At 70.5% G+C, this 25,534-nt stretch carries 23 protein-coding genes and 1 pseudogene; 20 read left to right on the top strand and 4 right to left on the bottom strand.

The window, feature by feature from the left end:
• Positions 1-27: 27 nt before the first annotated feature.
• From ABZ796_RS16560 to ABZ796_RS16545, 4 genes are all read left to right on the top strand, one after another.
• The gene (locus tag ABZ796_RS16560) at positions 28-1,299 is read left to right on the top strand and encodes an ABC transporter substrate-binding protein (RefSeq protein ID WP_357338287.1); all 1,272 of its coding nucleotides are present in this window, start codon (positions 28-30) and stop codon (positions 1,297-1,299) included.
• A 101-nt stretch (positions 1,300-1,400) separates the two neighbouring features.
• Positions 1,401-2,339 carry a sugar ABC transporter permease gene (locus ABZ796_RS16555; protein WP_357338286.1) on the top strand — a complete coding sequence of 313 codons (939 nt, stop codon included), beginning with the start codon at positions 1,401-1,403 and terminating at the stop codon, positions 2,337-2,339.
• On the top strand, positions 2,336-3,205 hold the full coding sequence (locus ABZ796_RS16550) for a carbohydrate ABC transporter permease (RefSeq protein ID WP_357338284.1): 870 nt from the start codon (positions 2,336-2,338) through the stop codon (positions 3,203-3,205). Before ABZ796_RS16555 ends, ABZ796_RS16550 begins: the two co-directional genes overlap by 4 nt.
• A 7-nt stretch (positions 3,206-3,212) precedes the next feature.
• On the top strand, positions 3,213-4,442 hold the full coding sequence (locus ABZ796_RS16545; protein ID WP_357338282.1) for an AGE family epimerase/isomerase: 1,230 nt from the start codon (positions 3,213-3,215) through the stop codon (positions 4,440-4,442).
• Here ABZ796_RS16545 and ABZ796_RS16540 read toward each other — a convergent pair.
• Positions 4,400-5,311 (bottom strand): class III extradiol ring-cleavage dioxygenase, encoded by a 912-nt coding sequence (locus tag ABZ796_RS16540; protein ID WP_357338281.1) that lies wholly within the window; start codon positions 5,309-5,311, stop codon positions 4,400-4,402. The two genes, ABZ796_RS16545 and ABZ796_RS16540, sit on opposite strands and share 43 nt — an antisense overlap.
• Before the next feature lie 97 nt (positions 5,312-5,408).
• Between ABZ796_RS16540 and ABZ796_RS16535 the strand changes: the two genes are divergently transcribed.
• The 9 genes and pseudogenes from ABZ796_RS16535 to ABZ796_RS16495 all read left to right on the top strand — a co-directional run bounded on the left by ABZ796_RS16535 (position 5,409) and on the right by ABZ796_RS16495 (position 11,830).
• Complete coding sequence (locus ABZ796_RS16535) at positions 5,409-5,900, top strand: MarR family winged helix-turn-helix transcriptional regulator (RefSeq protein ID WP_357338279.1); 492 nt, start codon at positions 5,409-5,411, stop codon at positions 5,898-5,900.
• Between the two features lie 127 nt (positions 5,901-6,027).
• On the top strand, positions 6,028-6,777 hold the full coding sequence (locus ABZ796_RS16530) for a hypothetical protein (RefSeq protein WP_357338278.1): 750 nt from the start codon (positions 6,028-6,030) through the stop codon (positions 6,775-6,777).
• A 9-nt stretch (positions 6,778-6,786) separates the two neighbouring features.
• Complete coding sequence (locus ABZ796_RS16525) at positions 6,787-8,244, top strand: iron ABC transporter permease (RefSeq protein ID WP_357338277.1); 1,458 nt, start codon at positions 6,787-6,789, stop codon at positions 8,242-8,244.
• A complete protein-coding gene (locus ABZ796_RS16520) occupies positions 8,241-9,299 on the top strand; it encodes an iron chelate uptake ABC transporter family permease subunit (protein ID WP_357338276.1) in 1,059 nt (352 codons plus the stop codon). The genes ABZ796_RS16525 and ABZ796_RS16520 overlap by 4 nt, the downstream gene beginning before the upstream one ends.
• Positions 9,296-10,108 (top strand): ABC transporter ATP-binding protein, encoded by an 813-nt coding sequence (locus tag ABZ796_RS16515; RefSeq protein WP_357338275.1) that lies wholly within the window; start codon positions 9,296-9,298, stop codon positions 10,106-10,108. The genes ABZ796_RS16520 and ABZ796_RS16515 overlap by 4 nt, the downstream gene beginning before the upstream one ends.
• Positions 10,109-10,166: 58 nt before the next feature.
• A complete protein-coding gene (locus tag ABZ796_RS16510) occupies positions 10,167-11,081 on the top strand; it encodes an iron-siderophore ABC transporter substrate-binding protein (RefSeq protein WP_357338273.1) in 915 nt (304 codons plus the stop codon).
• Between the two features lie 4 nt (positions 11,082-11,085).
• Positions 11,086-11,238: pseudogene (locus ABZ796_RS16505) on the top strand (hypothetical protein); the annotation flags it as partial.
• Between the two features lie 131 nt (positions 11,239-11,369).
• Entirely contained in the window at positions 11,370-11,612 is a 243-nt protein-coding gene (locus ABZ796_RS16500) for a hypothetical protein (protein WP_357338366.1), read from the top strand.
• A complete protein-coding gene (locus ABZ796_RS16495; protein ID WP_357338365.1) occupies positions 11,603-11,830 on the top strand; it encodes a hypothetical protein in 228 nt (75 codons plus the stop codon). The genes ABZ796_RS16500 and ABZ796_RS16495 overlap by 10 nt, the downstream gene beginning before the upstream one ends.
• 491 nt (positions 11,831-12,321) lie before the next feature.
• Here the strand turns inward: ABZ796_RS16495 and ABZ796_RS16490 are convergent, their stop codons facing one another.
• Positions 12,322-12,918 (bottom strand): TetR/AcrR family transcriptional regulator, encoded by a 597-nt coding sequence (locus ABZ796_RS16490; protein WP_357338272.1) that lies wholly within the window; start codon positions 12,916-12,918, stop codon positions 12,322-12,324.
• A 145-nt stretch (positions 12,919-13,063) separates the two neighbouring features.
• On the opposite strand from ABZ796_RS16490, the gene ABZ796_RS16485 reads away from it, so the two are divergent.
• The 4 genes from ABZ796_RS16485 (at position 13,064) to ABZ796_RS16470 (ending at position 17,590) form a co-directional block, all read left to right on the top strand.
• Complete coding sequence (locus tag ABZ796_RS16485; RefSeq protein ID WP_357338270.1) at positions 13,064-14,452, top strand: APC family permease; 1,389 nt, start codon at positions 13,064-13,066, stop codon at positions 14,450-14,452.
• Between the two features lie 56 nt (positions 14,453-14,508).
• Positions 14,509-15,555 (top strand): agmatinase, encoded by a 1,047-nt coding sequence (speB, locus tag ABZ796_RS16480; RefSeq protein WP_357338269.1) that lies wholly within the window; start codon positions 14,509-14,511, stop codon positions 15,553-15,555.
• A gap of 1 nt (position 15,556) precedes the next feature.
• Positions 15,557-16,909 carry an NAD(P)/FAD-dependent oxidoreductase gene (locus tag ABZ796_RS16475; RefSeq protein WP_357338267.1) on the top strand — a complete coding sequence of 451 codons (1,353 nt, stop codon included), beginning with the start codon at positions 15,557-15,559 and terminating at the stop codon, positions 16,907-16,909.
• A gap of 84 nt (positions 16,910-16,993) precedes the next feature.
• Positions 16,994-17,590, top strand: coding sequence for an adenylate kinase (locus ABZ796_RS16470; RefSeq protein WP_357338265.1), 597 nt, complete (start codon positions 16,994-16,996; stop codon positions 17,588-17,590).
• Here ABZ796_RS16470 and ABZ796_RS16465 read toward each other — a convergent pair.
• Positions 17,563-18,459, bottom strand: a complete 897-nt coding sequence (locus ABZ796_RS16465) for a LysR family transcriptional regulator (RefSeq protein ID WP_357338263.1) — start codon at positions 18,457-18,459, stop codon at positions 17,563-17,565. The genes ABZ796_RS16470 and ABZ796_RS16465 overlap by 28 nt on opposite strands.
• Positions 18,460-18,524: 65 nt before the next feature.
• Here ABZ796_RS16465 and gabT point away from each other — a divergent pair, with 65 nt between their 5' ends.
• The 3 genes from gabT (at position 18,525) to ABZ796_RS16450 (ending at position 24,931) form a co-directional block, all read left to right on the top strand.
• The gene (gene gabT, locus ABZ796_RS16460; RefSeq protein ID WP_357338261.1) at positions 18,525-19,856 is read left to right on the top strand and encodes a 4-aminobutyrate--2-oxoglutarate transaminase; all 1,332 of its coding nucleotides are present in this window, start codon (positions 18,525-18,527) and stop codon (positions 19,854-19,856) included.
• Entirely contained in the window at positions 19,853-21,313 is a 1,461-nt protein-coding gene (locus ABZ796_RS16455; RefSeq protein ID WP_357338260.1) for an NAD-dependent succinate-semialdehyde dehydrogenase, read from the top strand. The genes gabT and ABZ796_RS16455 overlap by 4 nt, the downstream gene beginning before the upstream one ends.
• Before the next feature lie 165 nt (positions 21,314-21,478).
• Positions 21,479-24,931: an indolepyruvate ferredoxin oxidoreductase family protein gene (locus ABZ796_RS16450; RefSeq protein ID WP_357338259.1), complete on the top strand. Its 3,453-nt coding sequence runs from the start codon at positions 21,479-21,481 to the stop codon at positions 24,929-24,931.
• Here the strand turns inward: ABZ796_RS16450 and ABZ796_RS16445 are convergent.
• A complete protein-coding gene (locus ABZ796_RS16445) occupies positions 24,928-25,419 on the bottom strand; it encodes a hypothetical protein (protein ID WP_357338258.1) in 492 nt (163 codons plus the stop codon). The two genes, ABZ796_RS16450 and ABZ796_RS16445, sit on opposite strands and share 4 nt — an antisense overlap.
• Between the last annotated feature and the right edge of the window lie 115 nt (positions 25,420-25,534).

The following is a 25,534-nucleotide window of genomic DNA, read 5'->3' as shown; positions in this document are numbered from 1 at the left end:
GGCGGTCGCGCAACCGGAGGATTCAAGATGAACGCAACGCGTAAGGCCCTGGCCGCCGGCCTGGCCGCCCTGAGCCTGCTGGCGGTCTCCGCCTGCGGGAGCGACAACGAGAGCGGCAGCACCGATGAGGTGGAGGTCTTCACCTGGTGGGCCGAGGGCAGTGAGAAGGCCGGGCTCGACGCCTTGGTCAAGGTGTTCGACGAGCAGAACCCCGACCTGAAGTTCGTCAACGGCGCCGTCGCCGGTGGTGCCGGCAGCGACGCGAAGAACGTGCTCCATTCCCGCCTGCAGAACGGTGAGCCGCCGGCCACCTTCCAGGCGCACGCGGGTGCCGAGCTGACCGACTACATCAACGCCGGTCAGATCGAGGACCTCACCGACCTCTACGAGGAGAAGGGCTGGAACGAGCAGTTCCCGAAGGGCCTGCTCGACCGGCTGAAGCAGGACGGCGGCATCTACTCCGTCCCCTCGAACATCCACCGCGCCAACATGCTCTGGGCCAACCCGGCCGTCCTGAAGAAGGCCGGCATCGAGGCCGACAAGAGCTACGACTCGATCGACGCCTGGATCGCCGACCTGGAGAAGATCAAGGCCAAGGGCATCATCCCGCTCTCGATCGCCACCGACTGGACGCAGGTCAACCTGCTCGAGACCGTGCTCCTCGCCGATCTGGGCGCCGAGGCGTACAACGGTCTGTGGGACGGCACCACCGACTGGGGCGGCAGCGAGGTCAAGGCCGCGCTGGAGGACTACAGCAAGCTCCTCTCGCTGACCAACACCGACCGCCAGGGTCTCGACTGGCCGGACGCGACGCAGCTGGTCATCGACGGCCAGGCCGCGTTCAACGTCATGGGCGACTGGGCCGAGGCGGCGTTCCAGGAGCAGAAGAAGACCTTCGGCACCGACTACACCGCGGTGCCGGTCCCGGGCACCGACGGCGTCTTCGACTTCCTGGCCGACTCGTTCACCATGCCGGTGGACGGCCCCAACCCCGACGGCACCGAGGCCTGGCTCGACACCATCGCCAGCGACGACGGCCAGGTGGCCTTCAACAAGGCGAAGGGCTCGATCCCGGCCAGCACCACGGCCGACACCGCCGACTTCGGTGAGTACCAGCAGACCGCGATCAAGTCGTGGGGCGAGGACGAGATCGTCTCCTCGCTCGCCCACGGCGCCGCGACCTCGGTCAACTGGCTGACCGACATCACCGCCGCGGTTGCCAAGTTCGGCAGCAACAAGGACGTCGCCGAGCTCCAGGAGGGCCTCGTCGAGGCCGCCGAGGACAACAAGCCCGAGTGATCGGGGCTCTCCCGAGCCTGACGAGTTCCATCTGGTCCGAGGGGCTGCGGCCGCACCATCCGCCGTGGCCCCTCGGCCGCCCTTTGTGAAAGGACGGACACATGTCCTCCACGGTGCCCAGCGCCGTCAAGCGGCCACGACGGCCCAAGGGCCGCATCGGCGGCCACGGGTGGGTCGCACCCGTACTCCTGATCCTGCCGACCGTCATCGTCATCGGTGTCTTCGTCTACGGCCTGATCGGGTCGAACATCAACACGTCCCTGCAGGACCGCCACAACATCGGGCCGTCCCAGGGGTTCGCCGGCCTGGACAACTATCGCGACCTGTTCTCCGACGACGACTTCATCTACTCGCTGCGCAACCTCCTGCTCTACACCGCGACGTTCCTCGTCGGCACCCTGTGCCTGGGGTTCCTGTGGGCCTGGCTGCTGGAGCGCAAGGCTCGTGGCGAGTCCCTGTTCCGGGCCATCTACCTGTTCCCGATGGCGGTCTCGTTCGTCGCCTCCGGTGTGGTCTGGCGCTGGCTGCTCAACAACGCCGAGGGTGAGCGTGCCTCCGGGCTGAACCGGCTCTTCGAGTCCCTCCATCTCGGCTTCCTGCAGAACCCCTGGTGGACCCACGAGCGGTGGGGCATCCTCGCGATCGCGGTCCCCGCGATCTGGCAGCTCAGCGGCTACGTGATGGCGCTCTTCCTGGCCGGCTTCCGCGGGATCCCCGAGGAGCTGCGCGAGGCGGCCCGGATGGACGGCGCGTCGGAGTGGCAGCTCTACCGACACGTCATCTTCCCGCAGCTGAGCCCGGTCGCCCTCTCGGCGATCATCATCATCGGCCACATGTCGCTGAAGGTCTTCGACCTGATCATGGCCATCGCGGGCCAGACCAACTACACGACCCAGGTGCCGGCCACCCAGATGTGGATCGAGTTCACCCGCGGCGACTACGCCAAGTCGGCCGCCATCGGCACCGTCCTGCTGGTGATCGTGGCCATCCTGATCGTTCCCTACCTCGTCTCCACCTACCGTCAGGAGCGTCGCCGATGACGACCGATGCCATCCCGGCAGCCGTTGCGACCAAGATCCCGGGTGAGCGTTCGCGCGGGATCTGGCGCGCCGTCAAGTACGTCCTGCTGATCGTCTTCGCGCTGATCGTCCTGATCCCGGCGTACGTCCTGCTCGTCACCAGCTTCAAGGGGCTCGGTGACGCGACCCCCGCCAACGCGTGGAGGCTTCCTGAGTCCTGGGAGACGGCCGGCTGGGCGCGTGCCTGGGAGCAGCTCGGCCCGGCCCTGGGGCGTACGTTCGCCATGGTCATCCCGGCCTCGATCATCTCCTCCGTGCTCGGCTCGATGAACGGGTTCGTGCTCTCGAAGTGGCGCTTCCCGGGCGCCGACGTGGTGTTCACGCTCATCCTGTTCGGGATGTTCATCCCGTACCAGGCCGTGATGGTGCCGCTGGTCCAGCTGATGAGCAACCTCGGCGTCCCCTCGGGCGTCCCGAGCCTGATCGTGCTGCACGTGGTCTACGGTCTGCCGATCACCACGCTGATCTTCCGCAACTACTACGCGGGGGTCCCGGTCGAGCTCGTCGAGGCGGCCCGGGTCGACGGCGCCGGCATGCTCCGGACGTACGCCTCGATCATCCTGCCGATCTCCGCGCCGGCGTTCGTGGTGGTGCTGATGTGGCAGTTCACCTCGGCGTGGAACGACTACCTGTTCGCGCTCTTCTTCTCGACCTCGCGCAACGGGCCGGTCACGATCGCGCTCAACTTCCTGGCGAGCGGTCAGCTGCAGGACTACTCCGCCAGCATGGCGGGCGCGCTGATCGCGTCCGTCCCGACGCTGATCATCTACATCCTGCTCGGCCGCTACTTCGTGGGCGGGCTGATGGCAGGTTCGGTCAAGGGATGATCGGCCGATGATCGACTCCGACGCCGAGTGCCGCCGGCTGGCCGGGTTCGCCCGGCCGGCGGCGGCCTCGGCCGCTGGTTTCTGGTGGCTGGACGAGTCGGGTCGCCCGGATCCCTCCGAGCCGGTGCACACCTGGATCACCGCGCGGATGACCCACGTCTTCGCGCTCGCGCATCTGCGCGGGGACGTCCCCGAGGCGGCCTCGCTCGCGGCGCACGGCATCCGGGCGCTGGCGGGTGCACTGCGCGACGACGACCTCGGTGGCTGGTACGCCTCGGTCTCCGGCGACGGTGAGCCGGTCGGGACCCTCAAGGAGGCGTACGCCCACGCCTTCGTGATACTGGCCGCGAGCAGCGGTGTCGCCGCCGGGGTGCCGGGTGCGGACGCGCTGCTCGACGAGGCGCTCGGGGTGATGCAGCAGCACTTCCTCGACGACTCCGGCCGGGTGGTCGACAGCCTCGAGCGGGATCTTCGCTCCGGCGAGGCCTACCGCGGGGCCAACTCCAGCATGCACACCGTGGAGGCGTTCCTGGCCGCGGGCGACGTCACCGGCGACGCCGCCTGGCACCAGCGGGCGCTGGCGATCGCCGAGCACCTGATCCACGGTGTCGCCCGCTCCCACGGCTACGACCTGCCTGAGCACTTCGACCTCTCCTGGTCCCCGCTGCCGGACTACAACGCCGACCGTCCCGGCGACCCGTTCCGTCCCTACGGGTGCACGCCCGGGCACCTGCTGGAGTGGTCACGGCTGCTCCTGCACCTGGACGCGAGCCTGCCGGAGGCGCCGTCGTGGCTGGTCGAGGACGCGCGGGCGCTCTTCGCGCGCGCCGTCGAGGTCGGCTGGTCCGCCGACGGCGAGCCGGGGTTCGTCTACACGACGTCGTGGGACGGCACACCCGTCACCCGGCTACGGCTGCACTGGGTGGCCGCGGAGGCGCTCGCCGCCGCCGGCGCCCTGCACACCCGCACCGGAGAGGCCGCCTACGCGGAGTGGCGTCAGCGGTTCGAAGCCTACATCGAGACCCACCTGATCGACCGCGAGCTCGGCAGCTGGCACCACGAGCTGGACGAGCACAACCGTCCCTCGCACGTGATCTGGCACGGCAAGCCCGACGTCTACCACGCCTACCAGGCGCTCCTGCTGTCCCACATGCCGCTGGCCCCGGTGCTCGCGGTGCAGCTGCGCGAGGAGTCTCAGGCGGCCTGGAAGGAGCGGCGGGAGAGGCCTAGGCCGTAGCCGTCCAGGGTCGTCGTGACGGGGGCCGTGGGGTCGGTGGCGGCGCCCAGGGTGACGAAGAGCGGGGTGAAGTGCTCCACGGTCGGGTGGGCGTACGGCATGCCGGGAGCGGCCGTGCGGAACCTGGCCAGCTCGGCGACGTCGCCGCGGTCGAGGGCTTCTGCGGCCCAGGCGTCGAAGTCGGAGGACCAGCCGGCGGGCTTGTTCTCAGTCATCGACTCGCGGGTGAGGTAGGGCAGGCCGTGGGTCATGTGGCCCGAGCCGACCACGAGGACACCCTCCTCGCGCAGCGGCCGCAGGCGCTCGCCGAGGGCGAGCAGCTTGTCGGGGTCCTCGGTGGGCAGGGAGAGCTGCACGACCGGGATGTCGGCGGCCGGGTACATGATCTTCAGCGGCACCCAGGCGCCGTGGTCGAGGCCGCGGCGGGTGTGCTGGTGAGCGGTCTCGGTCTCGGGCATCAGCGCCGCGGTGGTGCGGGCGAGCTCGCTCGCGTCCGGGGTGTCGTAGCGCACCGAGTGGTAGATCGGGTCGAAGCCGCCGAAGTCGTAGACCAGCTCGTCGGGCCGGGTCGCGCTGATCGAGAGCGGCGCCGACTCCCAGTGGGCGGAGATGACCAGGATGGCCTTCGGCCGGGGCAGCGAGCGGGCCCAGGCGTGCAGCGGGTCGATCCACTCCGGGCTCTGCAGCGGCAGCGGTCCGCCGCCGTGGGACAGGTAGAGGCTCGGCAGCGGTCCGTCGGCCGGCGTCCAGGCGCGGTGCGGGTCGACCGCCTCGCGTGCCTGGACCGTCCGCAGGTGCTGGGCGAACGGATGCGTCTGCGGGAGGCGGGCGTCCGCGGCGGCGGTCGTGCTCTCGGGTGCGGTGGTCATGGCGGTCTCCTGCGGCTGGGCCTAATAGTTGTTGCTTGAACTAACTCAAGGAGACCGTTGTTTGTTCCGGGCAACTTTCTGCGGCACACTCCCTGACGTGGAGGGCAACTGGCTGTCGCCACCGGAACGGGTGGCATGGGTGCGCTTCATCGCCGTGCTCGAGCTGCTCCCGGGCGCTCTCGACTCCCAGCTGCGCCGCGATGCCGGGCTGACCCACTTCGAGTACGGGGTGCTGGCCATGCTCTCGGAGGTGCCCGATCACACGTTGCGGATGACCGAGCTGGCCGGCTACACCAGCGCGACGCTGCCGCGGCTCTCCAACGTCGTCAAGCGCCTGGCCGACCGCGGCCTCATCGAGCGCCACAGCTGCCCGGGAGACCGCCGCGCGACCAACGTACGTCTCACTGAGGCCGGCCGCGAGAAGATGGTCGCCTCCGCCCCTGGTCACGTGGATGCGGTGCGCGAGTACGTCTTCGACGCCCTGACTCCCGATCAGGTCGACCAGCTCTCCGAGATCGCCGCCGCCGTGCTCGAGCGCCTCGACCCGACGGGTGCCAAGAGGCCGCCCATCGCGCCTGGAGCGGGGTGAGCGCCGCGGGTGGGATGGCACTCTGACGCGGGACTGGTTTAGGTTACCCTAACCTTCGGTTGGCGGCTCGGCGTCGGCCGACGACCCGAGTCAGACCAAAGGAAAGCCTGTGAACCGTCGTTTCCGCATGCCCTCACTCGCGGCCGCCGCAGCCCTCACCCTCACCGCGTGCGGCGGCTCCACCGATGCCGCCGACGGAGAGGACAGAGCTGGTTACGGCTTTGTTCACGAGGACGCCCGCGGCAAGACGGTCGAGGTCGACGGCGTCTACGGTGACCTGCCGGAGCCGCCCAACTACCTGACCGGACACCTCGATGTCTCCGAGACGAAGGTCCTGGGCAATGCCTGGGGCCAGTTCAACGTCGAGGAGTACGCCGCGATGAACCCCGATCTCCTGATCGACATGACCGTCGACGGCACGACCCTGTGGTACGCCGGTGAGGTCGAGTTCGAGGACGCCGCAGCGCGGATCGAGGCCGTGGTGAAGAAGAACCCGGACCTCACCGTGGTCGCCGCGTCCACATACGGCGAGGAGATCTACTTCGCCAACGCGCCCGCGCACCCCGACCTCGCCTACCTCGCCGAGATCGGTGTGAAGTTCCCCGAGGTGACCCCCGACGAGCAGGGCATCTTCGAGCCGGCCGGCCTGGAGAACATCAGCAAGCGCCACGCCGACGTGCTTCTGGCCGACGCTCGCGACACGGGTGACATCGAGGGGCTGAGGAAGAAGTACATCTTCAAGCAGTTGCCCGCCGTCGCGGCCGGCCAGCAGGATCTCTGGTATCTCGCCGCGCCCTCCAGCTACCAGGCCTACGCCGAGGTCTTCAGCGGCTATGCGGACCAGCTCGAGGCCGTCCAGGCCCTCGAGCAGGGCTGACGGGCCGACGTGCGCCTCAGCGACCTCGCCTCGGGCGAGGCCCTCTCGGCGCGCGGGGATCACACCAGGGTGCAGGTCCCGCGCGGCCCCGCGCCCGCCGCGCTCAGGGTCGGGGCAACGATCGTGGACTTCGCCCTCGTTGCCCTGCCGCTGTGCGTCGGAGCGCTGGTCGTGCACTCGCTGCGCGACGCGAACGGCGGCGGTACCGTCGACCGGGTGGTCTTCGGCGGGTTCGCGCTCGTCATCGCGGTGGCCGTCCTCGTCTGGAACCGAGGCTTCGCTCAGGGCCGTCGCGGTGCGTCGACCGGCATGACCTGGTTCGGGCTGATCGCCCGGGGCCAGGACGGCCGGCCCCTCGGCCCACGCCGCAGCCTGCTGCTCGCGCCACGAGAGGTCGTCCGCCGGATCACCGCCGTGGACGAGGGATTCGCCGAGATCCAGGTCGAACTCACCCCGGCAGAGTTGCGCCTGCGCCGCGTCATCGGCCTGCTCGCGCTGCTGGTGATCCTCGCCGTCCTCCTGCTGGCGAGCGTCGCCGTCGGCTCGCGGCCGCTGAGCTTCGGCGAGATCTGGCACGGCCTCCTCCCGCCCTACGACACGACCCCGACCGAGGCCGACCTGATCGTCCGCCACCTGCGTACGCCCCGGACCCTTCTCGGCCTCGTCGCCGGCATCGCCCTCGGGGTCGCCGGCGGGCTCATCCAGGGGCACACCCGCAACCCGCTCGCCGATCCAGGCATCCTCGGCGTCAGCGCCGGAGCCGCCTGCGCGGTCGTTCTGGCGATCACGTTCTTCGGCGTGACCAGCGCGGCCGGTTACATCTGGTTCGCGCTCGCCGGCGCGCTGATCACCAGCGTCATGGTCTTCGGGCTATCGGCGGTCGGGAGCGGGAGCCCGTCACCGCTCTCCCTCGTGCTGGGTGGCGCCGCTGTGGCGGCCTTCCTCTCCGCCGTCACCGCGGCCGTGGTGCTGCTCGACCAGGCCACGCTGGACGCCTACCGCTTCTGGATCGTCGGCTCCGTCGCTGGCCGGGGGCTGGAGATCCTGCTTCCGCTGCTGCCGTTCTTCGCCCTCGGCTGCGTGCTCGCCATGGTCAATGCTCCCGGTCTGAACGTCCTCAGCCTCGGTGAGGAGGTCGCCCGCTCGCTCGGCACGAACGTCGCGCTCAACCGCATTCTCGGCGTCAACGCGATCACGCTGCTCGCCGGCGCTGCCACCGCGGCCTGTGGCCCGATCGCCTTCATCGGCCTCGCTGTCCCGCACATCGCGCGGGCCTTCACCGGCCCGGACTACCGCTGGCTACTGCCGTGCTCCGCCCTGATCGGCGCCATCATGCTCATCTCCTGCGACATCCTCGGCAGGGTCGCCGCACGTCCCGGCGAGCTGCAGGTCGGCATAGTGATCGCCCTGGTGGGCTCGCCGTTCTTCATCGCCCTCGTACGCCGCCGGAAGCTGGTGACCCTGTGACGACGACGCTCGTGCCCGGACGCCCGCGCTTCGGGCGCGGACCGCTGACGCTGGTCTGGCGCCCGCGTTTGGTCGCGGTCGACGTGGGACTGCTCGTCCTGGTCTTCCTGCTGGTCTGCCTCAACGTCGGCCAGGGGGACTACCCGATAAGCGTGCCCGACGCGGCCGCGGTGATCCTTGGCGGCGGGACCGAGGCCGAGCACTTCATCGTCTGGGAACTGCGCCTGCCACGGTCCGTCGTCGGCCTGCTGGCCGGTGCCGGCTTCGGGATGTCGGGCGCGGTCTGGCAGTCGATCACCCGCAACCCGCTCGCCAGCCCCGACCTGCTCGGCATCACCACCGGTGCCAGCGCCGGTGCGGTCACGGTGATCGTCTTCGGCGGCACCGCGTTCCTGGGCACCACCATCGGGGTGCCGGCGGCGGCGATGGGGGGCGGTCTGCTGACCGGGGCGGTCATCTACCTGCTGGCCTGGCGCCAGGGGATCGAGGGCTTCCGGCTGGTCCTGATCGGGGTAGCGGTCAACGGCATCCTCCTCGCGCTGACCAACTGGATGCTCGTCGTCGGGGAGATCTGGGACGCGCAGGAGGCGACCGTCTGGCTCAACGGATCGCTCAACGGTAGGGGCTGGAGCGACGCCCTGCCCGCGGCGGTCGCCCTCGGCGCCACCGGCGCGATCGCGCTGGGATCGACCTTCCAGCTCTCCGCGCTCAAGCTGGGCGACGACACTGCTCGCGCGCTCGGTGTACGGGTGCAACTCACCCAGTCGGTGCTGCTGATCACCTCGGTCCTGTTGGCCGCCATATGCGTCACCGCGGCTGGCCCGATCGGGTTCGTCGCCTTCGTCGCGCCGCAGGTCGCGCTCCGCATCGCCCGCACGCCGGGGCCGCCGTTGCTCGCCTCGGCGCTCACCGGTGCCGCCCTGGTCGTCGGCAGCGACTACGTCGCGTGTGTGCTCCTGCCCGTCGAGCTCCCGGTCGGGATCGTCACCACCGCCATCGGAGGGCCATTCCTCATGTATCTGATCATTCGCACCAACCGGAGGCTGTCGCGATGAGCGAGCACCAGATCACCGCCGAGGGCCTGGTGCTCGCCTACGGCGACCGGGTCGTCGCCGACGGGCTCACCACCGAGATCCCGTCGGGCAAGGTCACCACGATCATCGGCCCCAACGGTTGCGGCAAGTCGACGTTTCTGCGCGCCGTCGCGCGCCTGCTGAAGCCCCGGTCGGGCCAGGTGCTGCTCGACGGCAAGGCGATCACCTCGATGCGTACGCGTGAAGTCGCGAAGGTGCTCGGCATGCTGCCGCAGTCGCCGACCGCCCCTGAGGGCCTCACCGTCGCCGACCTGGTCGCCAAGGGCCGTCACCCGCACCAGTCGTGGCTGCGGCAGTGGTCCAGCGACGACGAGACAGAGGTGGAGGCGGCGTTGCGGCTCACCGGGATGCACGAGCTCGCCGCCCGCCCCGTGGACGAGCTCTCGGGTGGTCAGCGCCAGCGGGCGTGGATCTCCATGGCACTGGCGCAGGAGACCGACATCCTGGTGCTCGACGAGCCGACGACGTACCTCGATCTGGCCCACCAGGTCGAGGTGCTCGACCTCGTCGACAAGCTCCATTCCGACCTCGAGCGCACCGTCGTCATGGTTCTCCACGACCTCAACCTGGCGGTCCGCTACAGCGATCACCTGATCGTGATGCGCGAGGGGCGAATCGTCACCTCCGGCCCGCCCGAGAAGCTCATCACGACGGAGCTGCTCCGCGACGTCTTCGGCCTCGACAGCCAGGTGCTCGTCGACCCGGTCTCGGGCCGGCCGATGATCGTCCCGATCGGCGTACGCCGCTCCGCGCCCACCGTTCAGCGCTGAAGGTCCAGCGCGGAACGGTCCCAGAGTCCGGGGGAAATCCACCATGAAAGGAAACATCGTGCGCAAGTACCTGACTGGCGTCACTGCCATGCTCGCCGCCGCCTTCGTCCTCAGCGCCTGTGGCGGCAGTTCCTCGAGAGAGGAGGCCGCCGCCGAGACCCGCGAGGTCGAGCATGCCAAGGGCGTGGCCGAGGTGCCCGTCGACCCGAAGCGGGTCGTCGTTCTTGACACCGGTGAGCTCGACGACGCCCTCGCGCTCGGCGTCAAGCCCGTCGGTGCCGTACGCGTCGACGTGGCCACCGACTTCCTCAGCTACCTCGGCGACCAGGCCGAGGGCATCGAGGAGGTGGGCACCATCTCCGAGCCCAACCTCGAGAAGATCGCGGCGCTCGACCCCGACCTCATCCTGTCCAGCACGGTTCGGCACGAGGCGATCTATGAGCAGCTGAACGCGATCGCGCCGACCGTACTCGCACCCGACCTCGGTGACACCTGGAAGGACAACTTCCTGCTCTACGCCGACGCGCTCAACAAGACCGACGAGGCGAAGAAGATGCTCGCCGACTTCGAGAGCGATGCGGCCGCCCTCGGCGAGACAGTCGGCACCGGCAAGACGCTCTCGATCGTCCGGTTCCTCCCAGGTCAGATCCGGCTCTACTCCGACAAGTCCTTCAGCGGCGTCATCCTCGACGACATGGGCCTGACCGTTCCCGAGGAGGCGGTGGGCGAGGACACCTTCCTCGAGATCTCGCCCGAGCAGATCACCACCGTGGATGCCGACCACCTCTACGTCAGCACCTACGGCCCTGAGGGCGACACCGACAAGGCCGAGGTCCTCGGCGGACCGCTGTGGCAGCGCATCGCCGCGGTCGAGTCCGGTCAGGTCCACGACATCGACGACGACCTGCTCAGCGGCATCGGCATCCAGGCCGCCCAGCAGATCCTCGCCCAGTTCGAGAAGGAGATCGGCTGAGTCCATGCGGTTCGACGAACGCTATATCGCCCGGGCGACCCTCGATCCCAGACACGACACCGGGCGGTATCCGTTCACCCTGTCGGTCATCCGCGAGCTGGCCGGCGGGGACAGGATCGAATTCGACGAGCGGGTGACGTTCCTCGTCGGCGACAACGGCACCGGGAAGTCCACGATCATCGAGGCGATCGCGGCCGAGTCGGGGTTAAACGCCGAGAGCGGCTCCTTCTCGTTCAGGTTCGTCACCCGTGCGACCGAGTCGTCGCTCGCGGACTACATCGTGATCGAGTGCGGCCCCGCGACGGCTACTTCCTGCGTGCGGAGTCGTACTACAACGCCGCCGCCGAGATCGAGCGCCTCGAGCTGGACACCTCCGACTCCTACGGCGGGGTCTCGCTCCACGAGCGCTCTCATGGCGACTCGTTCCTCGACCTGGCGATGCACCGCTTCCGGCCCCACGGGTTCGATGTCCTTGATGATCCCGAGGCCGCCCTCCCGGTCGAGGGCTGGTCGGCTACGCCATGCAGTTAGACCCTGCCCAGCTGCGCCGGCTGGGACGCTGGGTCCTGGACGTGATCGCGCTCGAGATCGCCGAGGCCGAGGAAGCGAGACAGCTCGCGGCCGAGGACAACGCCGCGCTGCTCTGCAGCCATCACCACCCCGCGCCCGCGACGCCGCCTATCTCCACGAGGGTCTGCCCAGCGGCGATGTCCGCTTCACTCGACGGACATGAGTCGAGATCTTGGTGATGCCTGCCTCAGGCAGTAGCCAGCGCATGGCGAAACCCCGAGTCGGACAGGGATCGTCGCTCACCTCGTCAGTCATCTGAGCCGCTGAGCGCGTCGGCCCGCTGTCGTGCGGGTGAGTGCGGCGTGCCTGGTCACCCCGGAGTACCCGATGCCCTTCGCCCGCTACATGATTGCCCTGGCGGTCGTTGTCAGGGGAGTGCTGACGAAAGGTTCTGGGCATCACGTCTAGTGAGACTCGTGCTCACGGTGCACCGATACCTCGCCGTCCAGCTCGAGGGCGATCACGGTGCACAGCGGGTCGAGGGCGTCGTCGGTGGTGCAGACGTACTCCAGCCGGGGCCTCGTGGATCCCGCCGATGCGGTGATGGTCGAGCTCGGTGCCCGTTCCGAGGGCGTACGCCTTCAGGACCTCGTTGCGCAGGCCGGGGACCACGACGTAGTCGTTGGGGAGGTCCAGGACGTAGAGAATCAGGATGCGACCGGCACGTCCGCTACCCCTTCTGTCCGGCGACGGCGGCGCGGGTGTGCTCGAGGGCGCGCTCGCGCAGGGTCGTCCCACCGCCGGTGACGATGCCGATGCTGAAGCCGTCCCACATCGCCCGTAGGCGCTCGGAGACGGCTTCTGGCTCGGGCAGCTCGGGGAGCGCGGCGGCGAAGAGCCGGACCAGGTCGGCGTGCCACTCGTCGTCCATCGCGCGCTGCGCGGCGGCGAGCTCGGCGTCGTACGGCGCCCGCGCCCACAGCTCGAGCCAGAGGAGCCAGCGCGGGTCGCGCTCGTCGAGGGCGAGGTAGACGTCGGTGAAGGACAGCAGCGTCTCGACGCCTCCGGAGCCGTCCTTCTCGACCTTCTCCAAGATCGGCGCCCGCTGTGCCGCGTAGGCGTTCTCGCTCCAGCGCAGGGTCTCGAGGAGCAGCCCGTTGCGGGTGCCGAAGTAGTAGAGGAGGTGGCCGCCGCTGGTGCCGAGCCGGGCGGCGAGGGAGGCCATCGTCACCTTGGCGAGCCCTTCCTCGGCCACCATCTCCAGGGTGGTCGCGAGCACCTGCTCGCGCGGTCGTTCCAGGCGTCGGTTGGAGCGTGTGCGCGTCACTTCACCAGTGTCCCCTCGTGTTCGCTTCGCAAAATCTTCGGTCCGGCCCCTTGACTCTAGCGGTGATCTGGGTCACTTTGAATGCCGTTCAAAGTTTTGTACAGCGTTCAAAACTCGCTGTACCCTCATCACAAGGAGACCCGCGATGATCGAATCCATGCAGGTGAGCCCCGACGGGGTGAAGCCGGCGCCGGAGCAGCGGCGGCTCGCGCGGGTGCTCGGGCCCGGCGCCGCGGTCCTGCTGGTGCTGTCGTGCATCACGCCCGCCTCGAGCCTGTTCATCATCGTCCCGGAGTTGTTCGCGACGCAGGGGAGCGGCGCGGTGCTGGCCGTCGTCGCCGGTTTCGCGGTCTCGGTCGCGATCGCCGCCTGCTACGCCGAGCTCGGCACCCGCACCGCCAGCTCGGGCGGTGAGTACGCGATGGTCACCCAGACCCTCGGCAGGTCGATGGGCTGGCTGACGTTCTCCCTGGCCGGCGTGCTGCTCTGGCTGATCCCGCCGATCTTCGCCCTCGGCACCGCCGACTACCTGGCCGACCTGGTGGAGCTGCCGCGGGCCGCGACCGGTGCGATCGTGATGCTCCTCTCGACCGCCACCGCGGTCCTCAACATCAAGGCCAACGCCGTCGTCACCGGCACCTTCCTCGCGCTCGAGATGATCGCCGCCGTCGTCGTCACGATCCTCGGGCTCGGCCACGTCCAGCGCGGCCCCGGCGAGCTGGTCTCGCCGCACGTCATCGGTGAGAACGGCCTGGAGCCCTTCACTCTGGCGATCCTCATCTCCGGTCTCGCCGTGAGCACGTTCCTGGTCAGCGGCTTCGGCACCACGGTCTACCTCGCCGAGGAGATCGTCGACCCGCGCCGCAACGTCGCCCGCGTCATCTTCTGGACCCTCGGCCTGGGCGGCCTGGTCATCCTCGTCCCGACCGTGACCACGGTCCTCGCGGTCGACGACCTGAGCGACCTCGCCTCCGGCAACTTCTCCCAGTGGGTGGCCGCCTGGGGCGGTGAGCGCGTCGCGGTCGCCGTGAACGTCGCCATCGCGATCGCGATCCTCAATGCCGTCATCGTGATGGTGCTCCAGAACGCCCGGGTCGTCTACGCTTCCGCGCGCGACCGCTCCTGGCCCGCCCCGGTCAACGGCGTCCTCACCAAGCTGCACCCCCGCTACGCCACCCCGTGGCTGGCCACCCTCGTCATCGGCATCCCCGGCGCGATCCTGGCCGGCGCCGTCGAGATCGAGGCGCTGCTCGGGGTGACCTCGGTGGTCATCTCCACGATGTACGTCGTCGTGGCGATCGCCGCGCTCCGCGCCCGTCGCCAGAGGCCCGCCGCCCAGGGCTGGCGGATGCCGCTGTGGCCGCTGCCGCCGCTGGTCGTCATCGGCGCGATCGGCTACGCGCTGGTCGGCTCCGCGCGGCTGGACATCGTGATCACGGCCGGTGTCGTGGTCGCCGCCCTCGCCTACTACTTCCTCTACCTCGCCCGCCGTCCCGGCGAGCGGTTCCTCGTCGTCGACCCGACCGAGGAATGAGCACGCCCAGCTGAACCCGTCCCAACCCGACGAATCGAACAAGAGAGAAGAACGCCATGGCTCGCTATGGAACCCAGTTCGGCCCCGACATCACCTTCCTGGGTGTCGACCGGTGTGACTGGGCCGACCCCGCGACGTACGAGGGTGCCGATGTGGTCATCCTCGGTGCCCCCTTCGACGGAGGTACGTCGCACCGGTCGGGCACCCGGTTCGGCCCGCAGTTCATCCGGCAGACCTGCTACCTGGCCCACGACGGCTCGCGGCCCTCGCTGGCGATGCGGGTCGACGCGCTGAAGGACCTTCGCGTGCTCGACGCCGGTGACGTGGAGATGTTCTCCGGTGACGCGGACCGCTCGGTGCGCGACCTGCAGGAGGCCGTCCACGCCGTGACGAGCAACGGCGCGATCCCGCTGGTGCTGGGTGGCGACCACACGATCGCCTGGCCCGACGCCGCCGGCGTCGCCCAGCACCTCGGTCAGGGACGCGTCTCGATGATCCACTTCGACGCCCATGCCGACACCGGCGACATCGAGTTCGGCTCGCTGATCGGGCACGGCCAGCCGATGCGCCGGCTCATCGAGTCCGGTGCGCTGCGCGGCGACCGGTTCCTGCAGATGGGGCTGCGCGGCTACTGGCCCGAGCCCGAGACGCTGGACTGGATGGCCGAGCAGGGCATGCGGTCCTACGAGATGACCGAGATCGTCCACCGCGGCCTGGAGGAGTGCCTCACCGAGGCGTTCACCATCGCCACCGACGAGTGCGACGGCGTCTTCCTCTCGGTCGACATCGACGTCTGCGACCCCGGGCACGCCCCCGGCACCGGCACCCCGGAGCCGGGCGGCCTGACCGCCCGCCAGCTGCTCGACGCGGTCCGCCGGATCGCGTACGAGCTGCCGGTGGTCGGGATCGACGTGGTCGAGGTCTCCCCGCCCTACGACCACGCCGACATCACCTCGTTCCTCGCCAACCGGGTCGTCCTCGAGGCGCTCTCGGGCATCGCCCGCCGCAAGCGCGACGAGGCAGACGGGACCCGCTGGGACCCGAGCCTCCCGCTGCTGGCCCAGCGCCCGGACCGGCGACCCACCGACAACCAGGAGAACTGACATGACCACCTATGACGTGATCGTGGTCGGCGCCGGTGCGACCGGCCTGACCGCGGCCTGGCGACTGGCCCAGGCGGGCCAGGACGTGCTCGTCCTGGAGGCACGCGACCGCGTCGGCGGCCGGCTGCGCACCGAGGCGCACGGCGCGCCCGGCGCCGAGGCGGACTTCGAGATCGGCGGCCAGTGGGTCTCACCCGACCAGGACGCCCTCATCGGGATCCTCGACGAGCTCGGCCTGCCGACGTACCCGCGCTTCCGCGAGGGCGAGTCCCTCTACGTCGACAAGGCAGCTGTCGCGCACCGCTTCGGCGACGACCTGCCGGTGGGGGAGTCCACCGCGGCCGCCATCGCGCAGCTGACCAAGACCCTCGACGGCCTGGCAGCCGCGATGGACCCGGCGAGGCCGTGGGAGCTCGACGACGCCGGCCACCTCGACAGCGTCTCGTTCCGCGCCTGGCTCGAGCAGCAGTGCGACGACCCGGTCGCCATCGACAACATCGCCCTCTACATCGGGCCGGCGATGCTGACGAAGCCCGCCCACTCCTTCTCCGCCCTCCAGGCCGTGCAGATGGCCGCCAGCGCGGGGTCGTTCAGCAACCTCGTCGACGCCGACGTGATCCTCGACCGCCGGGTCGTCGGTGGCCTGCAGCGGGTGCCGCTGACGCTGGCCTCGCGACTCGGTGATCGCGTCCGGCTCGGCCAGGACGTCACGCACATCGAGTGGGACGAGGACGGCGCCGTCGTCCACGTCGGCGCCGAGATCCATGCCGCGCGCCGGCTGGTCCTCGCGGTCCCGCCGACCCTCGTCAAGCGGATCCGGTTCAGCCCCGAGCTTCCGGCCGAGCACCGGATCGCCCGCGAGCACCAGTCGTTCGGGCTGGTCATCAAGGTGCAGGCGCAGTACGAGACGCCGTTCTGGCGTGCCGACGGGCTCAGCGGCACCGGCTTCGCGCCCTGGCAGCTGGTCCACGAGGTGTACGACAACACCCCCGAGGGCGAGCAGCGTGGGACGCTGGTCGGCTTCGTCTCCGACGAGCGCGCGGACGCGGTCGGCCGGCTCTCCGACGCCGAGCGCCGGCGCCAGGTGCTCGAGTCGCTGGCTGCGTACTTCGGGGACGCGGCGCTCGAGCCGCTCACCTTCGTCGAGAGCGACTGGCAGCACCAGGAGCTCACCGGCGGGGCGTACGGGACCAGCTTCGACCTCGGTGGCCTGACGCGCTGGGGTGCGGTGCTGCGCGAGCCGCTCGGGCCGATCGAGTTCGGCAGCAGCGATGTCGCCGGACACGGCTTCCAGCACGTGGACGGCGCCGTACGTGTGGGCGAGGAGATCGCTCGCCGGATCATTGCAACGTGATCGCAGCGGAGCGGTGCCTAGCCTCTGACCGGCGCGCTCATCGTGGGGTGAGCGCGCCAACCTCGAGAAAGGTCCACCACTCGTATGCGCCTCCTCCTCATGGGTCCGCCAGGTGCTGGCAAGGGCACCCAGGCCGCCGTCATCGCCGAGCGCTTCGCCGTCCCGGCGATCTCGACCGGCGACATCTTCCGGGCCAACGTCGCCCAGCGGACCGCGTTGGGCGTCTCGGCACAGGAGTACATGAACGCGGGCGAGTACGTGCCGGACGAGATCACCAACGCGATGGTCGCCGACCGGCTCGCCGCCGGTGACTGCGACGGCGGATTCCTCCTCGACGGCTACCCGCGGACCCCGCAGCAGGTCGCCGAGCTCGACGCGATCCTGGAGATCTCGGGTGTCGCGCTCGACGCCGTGGTGCTGCTCGAGGCCGACCCCGACGAGCTGGTGAGCCGGCTCCTGGCCCGGTCCCGGGAGCAGGGTCGGGCCGATGACACCGAGGCGGTCATCCGCCGCCGGCTCGAGGTGTACGCCGCCGAGACCGGGCCGCTCGCCGCCGGGTACGCCGCACGCGCCCTGCTCGCCACCGTGGACGGGCTCGGGGCGGTCGACGAGGTCACCGAGCGGATCCTGGGAGCCCTGACCTCGATGTCGGCTCAGCGGACGGCGACCTCGGCGCCGTAGCGCTCGACGCAGAACGCCGAGAGCCGCTCGGCCAGGCCGGAGAGCGCCTCGGCGGCGTGGTGCTGCGGGTCCCAGGCGGCGTACAGCCGGATCCGCACCCGCCCCGCCGGCGCCTCGATGTGCAGCGGCACCAGGCCGAAGCGTGGGTCGTCGGAGACGACCGCGATCCCACGGCCCGAGGCTGCGAGCGCCTGCGCGACCTGGGCGTTGGACACCTCGAGGACGTCGCCGTAGCCCACGGCGGCGTCCTCGGCCGCCGCGTCCAGGAGCGGGCGCGGCCGCAGGTCGTCGGTGAGCAGCACGAGCGGCCGGGCCACCAGGTCGCGTACGTCCACGGACCCCCGTCCCGCCCACGCGTCGTCGGGCCGGACGTAGGCCCACACCGGCAGGACGGCGAGGGCACGCGAGGCCAGGGACCGGGCCGGCGGCCGGGTGACGATCGCCAGGTCCGCGCCGGCGCGGACTGCCGCGACCGCTCCGCGCGGGTCGAGCTCACGGACCATCGCGACCGGATCCTCGGGCCCGAGCGTCGCCAGGAACGGTGCGAGGACGTCGGTGAGCGTCGTGGAGGGCACCGCGAGATGGAGCTCGTCGAGCAGGCCCGAGGCGAGCACGCCGACGGCCCGCTCGAGGTCGTCGGCGTGCGTGAGCAGGTCGCGGGCGCGGGGGAGGAGGTCCTCGGCCGTCCGGGTGAGGCGCAGCCGCCGCCCCTCCCGGGCGAACAGCGGCACGCCCAGGTTGGTCTCGAGCTGGCGCAGCTGCCGGGACAGCACCGGCTGGGTCACGTGCAGCACCTCGGCCGCCTGGGTCGCGGAGCCCGCGTCGGCGGTGGCGACGAAGTAGCGCAGCAGCCGCAGATCCATGCTCATGAGGCATGATTGTAGTAGTCAAAAGGTCTTGGACGACATGTGTCGCCGAGGTTCATGCTGAACCCATGACCGAGTCCCTCGAACAGTCCCGTCTCCTGCGTACGCCGCTGCCCGGCCCGCGCTCCCAGGAGCTCATGGCCCGCAAGGTCGCGGCCGTGAGCCAGGGCGTGGCCACGACCATGCCCGTCTTCGCCGCGCGCGCGGCCGGCGGGATCGTCGAGGACGTCGACGGCAACCGCTTCATCGACCTCGGCTCCGGCATCGCGGTGACCACCGTCGGCTCCAGCGCCGCCCGGGTGGTCGAGGCCGTCTCCGAGCAGGTCGCGGCCTTCACCCACACCTGCTTCATGGTCACCCCCTACGAGGGCTACGTTGCCGTCGCCGAGCACCTCGCCCGGCTCACCCCCGGCGACCACGAGAAGCGAACCGCCCTGTTCAACTCCGGTTCCGAGGCCGTCGAGAACGCGGTCAAGATCGCCCGCTCCTTCACCGGCAAGGACGCGGTCGTCGTCTTCGACCACGCCTACCACGGGCGCACCAACCTCACCATGGCGATGACCGCGAAGAACATGCCCTACAAGCACGGCTTCGGGCCGTTCGCCGGCGAGGTCTACCGGGCCCCGATGTCCTACCCGTTCCGTGACGCCGCCGAGATCGACGGCAAGCTGGCCGCGGCCCGGGCGACCTCCCTGATCGAGACCCAGGTCGGCGCCGACAACCTCGCCGCGATCGTGATCGAGCCGGTCCAGGGCGAGGGCGGCTTCATCGTCCCGGCCCCCGGGTTCCTCGCCGCCCTCGCCGACTGGTGCCGCGCCAACGACGTGCTCTTCGTGGCCGACGAGGTGCAGTCCGGCTTCGGCCGCACCGGCACCTGGTTCGCCGTCGAGCACGACGGTGTCGTCCCGGACCTCGTGGTCAGCGCCAAGGGCATCGCCGGTGGCCTGCCGCTCTCCGCGGTGACCGGCCGCGCCGAGGTCATGGACGCCGTCCACCCCGGCGGCCTGGGCGGCACCTACGGCGGCAACCCGCTCGCCTGCGCCGCCGCGCTGGCCGTGATCGACACCATCGAGGCCGAGGACCTCCTCACCCGGGCGCGCGAGATCGAGACGCGCCTGCTGGGAAGGCTCGGCGAGCTGCAGCAGAGCGACCCGCGCATCGGTGACGTACGCGGCCGGGGCGCGATGATCGCCGCCGAGTTCGTGGACCCGGCCACCGGTGACCCCGACGGTGCGGTCGCCAAGGCCGTGGCCGCCTACGCTCACAGCCAGGGTGTCATCGCCCTGACCTGTGGCACCTGGGGCAACGTCATCCGCTTCCTGCCCCCGCTGAGCATCTCCGACGAGCTGCTCGACGAAGCCCTGGACGTACTCACGACCGCACTGGAGGAGATCAAGTGACCACGACTACCGAGACCGGCTACCTCGACTCCCTCGACGCAGGCAGCGGCGTCCTCGTCGGCGGCCGGTGGCGCCCGGGCACCGCCGGCGTCTTCGCGGTCGAGAACCCCGCGACCCGCGAGCACGTCGCCGACGTCGCCGACGGCACCCCCGAGGACGCGACCGCGGCCGTCGACGCGGCCGCCGCGGCGCTCCCGGGCTGGTCGGCGCTGCCGCCACGCACCCGCAGCGACCTGCTCAACCGGGTCCGCGACCTGATGCTGCGCGACGCCGACGAGCTCGCCGCGCTGATCGCGCTCGAGAACGGCAAGTCCCTCGCCGACGCCCGCGGCGAGGTCGTCTACGCCGCCGAGTTCTTCCGCTGGTACGCCGAGGAGGCCGTACGCCCACACGGCGACTTCGGTGCCTCGCCGGCCGGTGGCACCCGCACCATCGTCACCCACAAGCCGGTCGGCGTGGCCGCCCTGGTGACGCCGTGGAACTTCCCGGCCGCGATGGCCACCCGCAAGATCGCCCCGGCCCTCGCGGCCGGCTGCACCGTCGTGCTCAAGCCCGCCGCCGAGACGCCGCTGACGGCGCTGGCGGTCGCCCGGCTGATCGCCGAGGCGGGCGTGCCGGACGGCGTCGTCAACGTCGTTCCCGGCCTGGACGCAGCCGGCATCGTCAGCACCTGGCTCACCGACGCCCGGGTCCGCAAGATCTCCTTCACCGGCTCGACCGGCGTCGGCCGAGTGCTGCTCCGCCAGGCCGCCGACCGCGTCGTGAACACCTCGATGGAGCTCGGCGGCAACGCGCCGTTCGTGGTGACCTCGAGCGCCGACGTGGCCGCGGCGGTCGAGGGCGCGATGGTCGCCAAGTTCCGCAACGGGGGGCAGGCCTGCACCGCGGCCAACCGGCTCTACGTCCACGCCGACGTCGCCGAGGAGTTCACCGCCCGCCTCGGTGCCGCGGTGGAGGCGCTGAAGGTGGGTCCGGCCGAGCAGGGCAGCGACATCGGCCCGCTCATCTCCGCCAAGGCGTACGCCACCGTCACCGGCCTCGTCGACGACGCCGTGGCCGCGGGTGCCGTGATCGCCCACCGCGCCGAGGTCCCCGCCTCGGAGGGCTACTTCTACGCGCCCACGGTCCTGACCGGCGTACCGGCCGACTCGCCGCTGCTGCGCGAGGAGATCTTCGGGCCGGTGGCGCCGATCGTGGTCTGGAACGACACCGAGGAGCTGCTCGCCGCCGTCAACGACACCGAGTTCGGCCTGGCGGCGTACGTCTTCGGCGAGCTGGGCGAGGCGCTGCACGTGGCCGAGCGGATCGACGCCGGGATGGTCGGCGTCAACCGCGGTCTGGTCTCCGATCCCTCGGCTCCGTTCGGCGGCGTGAAGCAGAGCGGCATCGGTCGCGAGGGCGCGAGGGCCGGGCTGGAGGAGTACCTCGAGACGCAGTACCTCAGCGTCGCCTGGTGACGGCGCCCTTGGTGATTGGCATCACGCAGGCTCGATCCACGATGATGTGACCCAGGCCACCCGCACACCCTGCGGGTGGTTCCTCGGGACTGCCTCACCCGGCGGTCCCGGCAATTGCTCCAGACGGACCACCAGTGCCGCCCGGCAGATTGAGGAGTCACCCCTATGACCGCAGTTTTCGAGCCTGGGACATCGTTCGAGGCCTACGACCTGGCCGACCGCTACCGCGTCGGAGCCGGCCCCGTGCTGCTGACCGGGATCCAGGCGATCGCGCGGATGCTCGTCGAGCAGCGCGCGCTGGACCAGCGCCGCGGACTGCGGACCGGCACCTTCATCTCCGGCTACCCGGGCAGCCCGCTCGGCGGCCTCGACCAGCTCCTGCTGGGCCTGCCGAAGGAGATGGCCGACGCCGACATCACCGTCGTGCCCGGCCTCAACGAGGAGCTCGCGGCGACCGCGGTGTGGGGCTCGCAGTCGGCGGTGACCCTCGACACCGAGCGCTACGACGGCGTCACCGGGGTCTGGTACGGCAAGGGTCCGGGCGTCGACCGCGCGCTGGACGCGATGCGCCACGCCAACATGTACGGCGCCCACCCCAGCGGCGGCATGCTGATGCTGGTCGGCGACGACCCGGCCGCGAAGTCCTCGACGGTGCCCGCGGTCTCCGAGCGCACCCTGGCCTCCCTCGGCATCCCGGTGCTCTTCCCGCGCAACGCCTCCGAGATCGTCGAGTACGGCATGGAGGGCATCGCCCTCTCCCGCGCCTCCGGCTGCGTCGTGGCGCTCAAGATCGTCGCCGACGTCGCGGACGGCGCCTGGGTGGTCAACCCCGAGATCGGCGTCCTCGACCCGGTCACCCCGAAGACCCAGTGGGACGGCGTCCCCTACACCTACGAGCCGACCAAGATCGAGCTCTTCCCCGACCGGATCGTCGGCGCCGAGGCGAAGCTCTACGGCCCCCGGATGAACGTCGTCAAGGCGTACGCCGCCGAGAACCACCTCAACCGGATCGAGGTCAAGGCACCGGACGCCAAGGTCGGCATCGTCGCCTCCGGCTCCTGCTACGACTCGATGCGCCAGGGCCTCAAGGACCTCGGCCTGGACCACGACGAGCTGATCGCCGCAGGTGTCCGGGTGCTGCGCCTGGGGATGATGTGGCCGGTCGAGCCGACCATCGTGGAGACCTTCGCGGAGGGGCTCGAGGAGATCGTCGTCGTCGAGGATAAGACCTCCTTCATCGAGCAGGGCATCCGCGAGATCCTCTACGGCGCGCCGTCGGCTCCTGTCATCGTCGGCAAGAAGGACCGCAACGGTGTCCCGCTGGTGCCGCTCGACGGTGAGCTGACCGCCGGTCGCCTGCTCGCGCCGCTGCGTCGTGCACTGAAGGGCCACGCCGAGCTGAAGCCGGCCGGCCCGGTCCGGATCGACCTGCCGCTGCTCTCGACCTCGCGCACGCCCTACTTCTGCTCCGGCTGCCCCCACAACCGCTCGACCGCGCTCCCGGAGGGGAGCCTGGGCGGCGGCGGCATCGGCTGCCACACCCTGGTGACCGCCTCGCAGCGCGAGGACAGCGCCGTCGTCGGCATCACCCAGATGGGCGGCGAGGGCTCCCAGTGGATCGGTCAGGCGCCCTACAGCCACGCCGGCCACACCTTCCAGAACGTCGGCGACGGCACCTTCTTCCACTCCGCGCAGCTGGCCATCCAGGCGTGCGTGGCAGCGAACGTCAACATCACCTACAAGCTGCTCCACAACGACGTCGTCGCGATGACCGGCGCCCAGAAGCGGCAGGGCGAGGTCGCGATGGCGCAGCTGACCCACAAGCTGATGAACGAGGGCGTCAAGGCGATCATCGTCGTCGCCGACGAGCCGAAGCGCTACCGCCGCGCCCACTTCCCCGAGGGCGTACGCCTGTGGGACCGCGACCGCCTCGGCGACGCCCAGCGAGAGCTTCGCGACATCGAGGGCGTGACCGTCCTGATCTACGACCAGCACTGCGCGGCCGACGCCCGCCGTCAGCGCAAGCGGGGCACGATCGAGGCCCGCAACACCCGGATCGTGATCAACGAGGCCGTGTGCGAGGGCTGCGGCGACTGCGGCGTGAAGTCCAACTGCCTCTCCGTGCAGCCGGTCGAGACCGAGCTGGGCCGCAAGACCCGCATCGACCAGACCTCCTGCAACACCGACTACACCTGCGTCGACGGGGAGTGCCCCTCCTTCATGGCCGTCGAGACCGACCCGAGCGCCAAGAAGGCGAAGAAGTCGACCCCCGAGCCGCCGACGGTGGCCGACCCGGGCTACGGCGAGCTGGAGAAGACCTACGGCGTCTTCATGGCCGGCATCGGCGGCACCGGCATCGTCACCGTCAACCAGGTGCTCGCCACCGCCGCGCTGCGCGCCGGCTTCGGTGTGGAGTCGCTCGACCAGGTCGGGATGAGCCAGAAGGCGGGCCCGGTGACGGCTCACCTGCGGTTCGGCCCGGGCGCGATCGACCCCTCCAACCGGGTCACCCCGGGCTCGGCTGACGCGCTGCTCGGCTTCGACCTGCTCACCCTGGCCGAGGGCAAGAACCTCGCCTACGGCGACCCGGCGCACACCCGCGCTGTCGTGTCGACCAGCAAGACGCCGACCGGGCCGATGGTCTACGACAAGGACATCGCCTACCCGGCCGACGACGAGCTGCTCACCCGGGTGAACAGCGCGACGTCCTCGCTGCGTGCCTTCGACGCGCTGTCGGCGGCGGAGACCCTCTTCGGAAACACCGCCGCGGCCAACTTCCTGCTGGTCGGCGCCGCCTACCAGGCCGGTGCGCTCCCGATCCCCGCCGAGGCGATCGAGGAGGCCATCGGCATCAACGGGGTCGCCGTCAGTGCGAACGTCGCCGCCTTCCGCTGGGGCCGTGCCTCGGTCGCGGTGCCGGAGGAGTTCGCCAAGGTCACCGGGACGGCCACCGCGCCGGTCGAGGAGATCGTCGTGCCGGCCCTGGACGCCGCGACGTTCGACGGGGAGGTGCGCCGCCTCGCCGAGGTCCGTGCCCCGAAGCTCGTCGCCTTCCAGAACCAGGCGACCGCTCGTGACTACGTCGAGACCGTCGAGCGGATCTGGAACGCCGAGCGCTCGGTGACCGAGGACACCCGCTTCTCCGAGGCCGTCGCCCGCTACCTGTTCAAGCTCACCGCCTACAAGGACGAGTACGAGGTCGCCCGGCTGCTCACCGCGCCGGCCGCGCTCGACGGCGTCCGCGCCGAGGTCCAGGGCAAGATCAGCTTCAAGCTCTCCCCGCCGATCTTCGGGGCGTTCCTGAAGGGCGGCAAGATGACGTTCGGTCCGCGTTCCCACTTCATCCTCCGCCTGCTGGCGACCATGAAGTTCCTGCGCGGCACGATCCTGGACCCCTTCGGTCACGCCCACGTACGCCGCACCGAGCGTGCCCTGTTCGCGCACTACTCCGCGCTGGTCACCGGCCTGGCGGCCGACCTCACCGAGGAGTCCTACGCCCGGGCCGTCCGCCTCGCGGAGCTCCCGGACATGGTGCGCGGCTACGAGAACGTGAAGATGCGCAACGTCGAGGCCTACCGCGAGGCGCTCGCCGCCGAGGGCATCGACCTGGCGGTCTAGATCACGCCGAGCGTCTCGGCCAGCCTCGACTGCGCACCAGCGCTGTCGAGGCTGGCCTCCACCCGGCGTACGTTGCCGGCCGAGGGGTAGGCGAAGGCAGCCATCAGCGCCAGCGAGATGAGCCCGCCGATGACGTACGTCATCAGCTGACCCTCGGTGAGGACGAACGCGAGGGTGATGGAGACGATTGCGACCAGCTCGCTGAGCGCGAGCCGGAGGATCAACGACGTCTGGTGCTTCTGAAGCGCCTCGCTCTTCGCCTTCTCCGGGTCCGTGCCCGGCGTGACCGGAGCGACCCGGAACCCGATCGTCGAGAGGACCAGGCCGATGACGACCCCGGCCACGACCTGACCCCCGATGACGTACGTCGACGGCAGCGCCAGGTCGGCGTCGGGGACGCTGAGGTAGACGACCACCCCCAGCACCACGACCATGCTCATGAACGCGAGCGCCATCATCTGGGCGGTACGCAGGGCGGGTGTGGGCATCTGAGCTCCTCTTCGACAGGTGATTGGGAGGCAACCTAGCGGACGCCGTGGCCCGGGGTGCGGATCGGTCATGTCACACAGCGTAGGCCCCGCAACGCCGAGTCGGAAGATCTGG

The sequence above is a fragment of the Nocardioides sp. NPDC047086 genome, from assembly GCF_040643685.1.
GTDB lineage: Bacteria > Actinomycetota > Actinomycetes > Propionibacteriales > Nocardioidaceae > Nocardioides.
The sequence above is the reverse complement of the archived record's forward strand: the minus strand, read 5'-3'. Positions and strand labels throughout refer to the sequence as shown.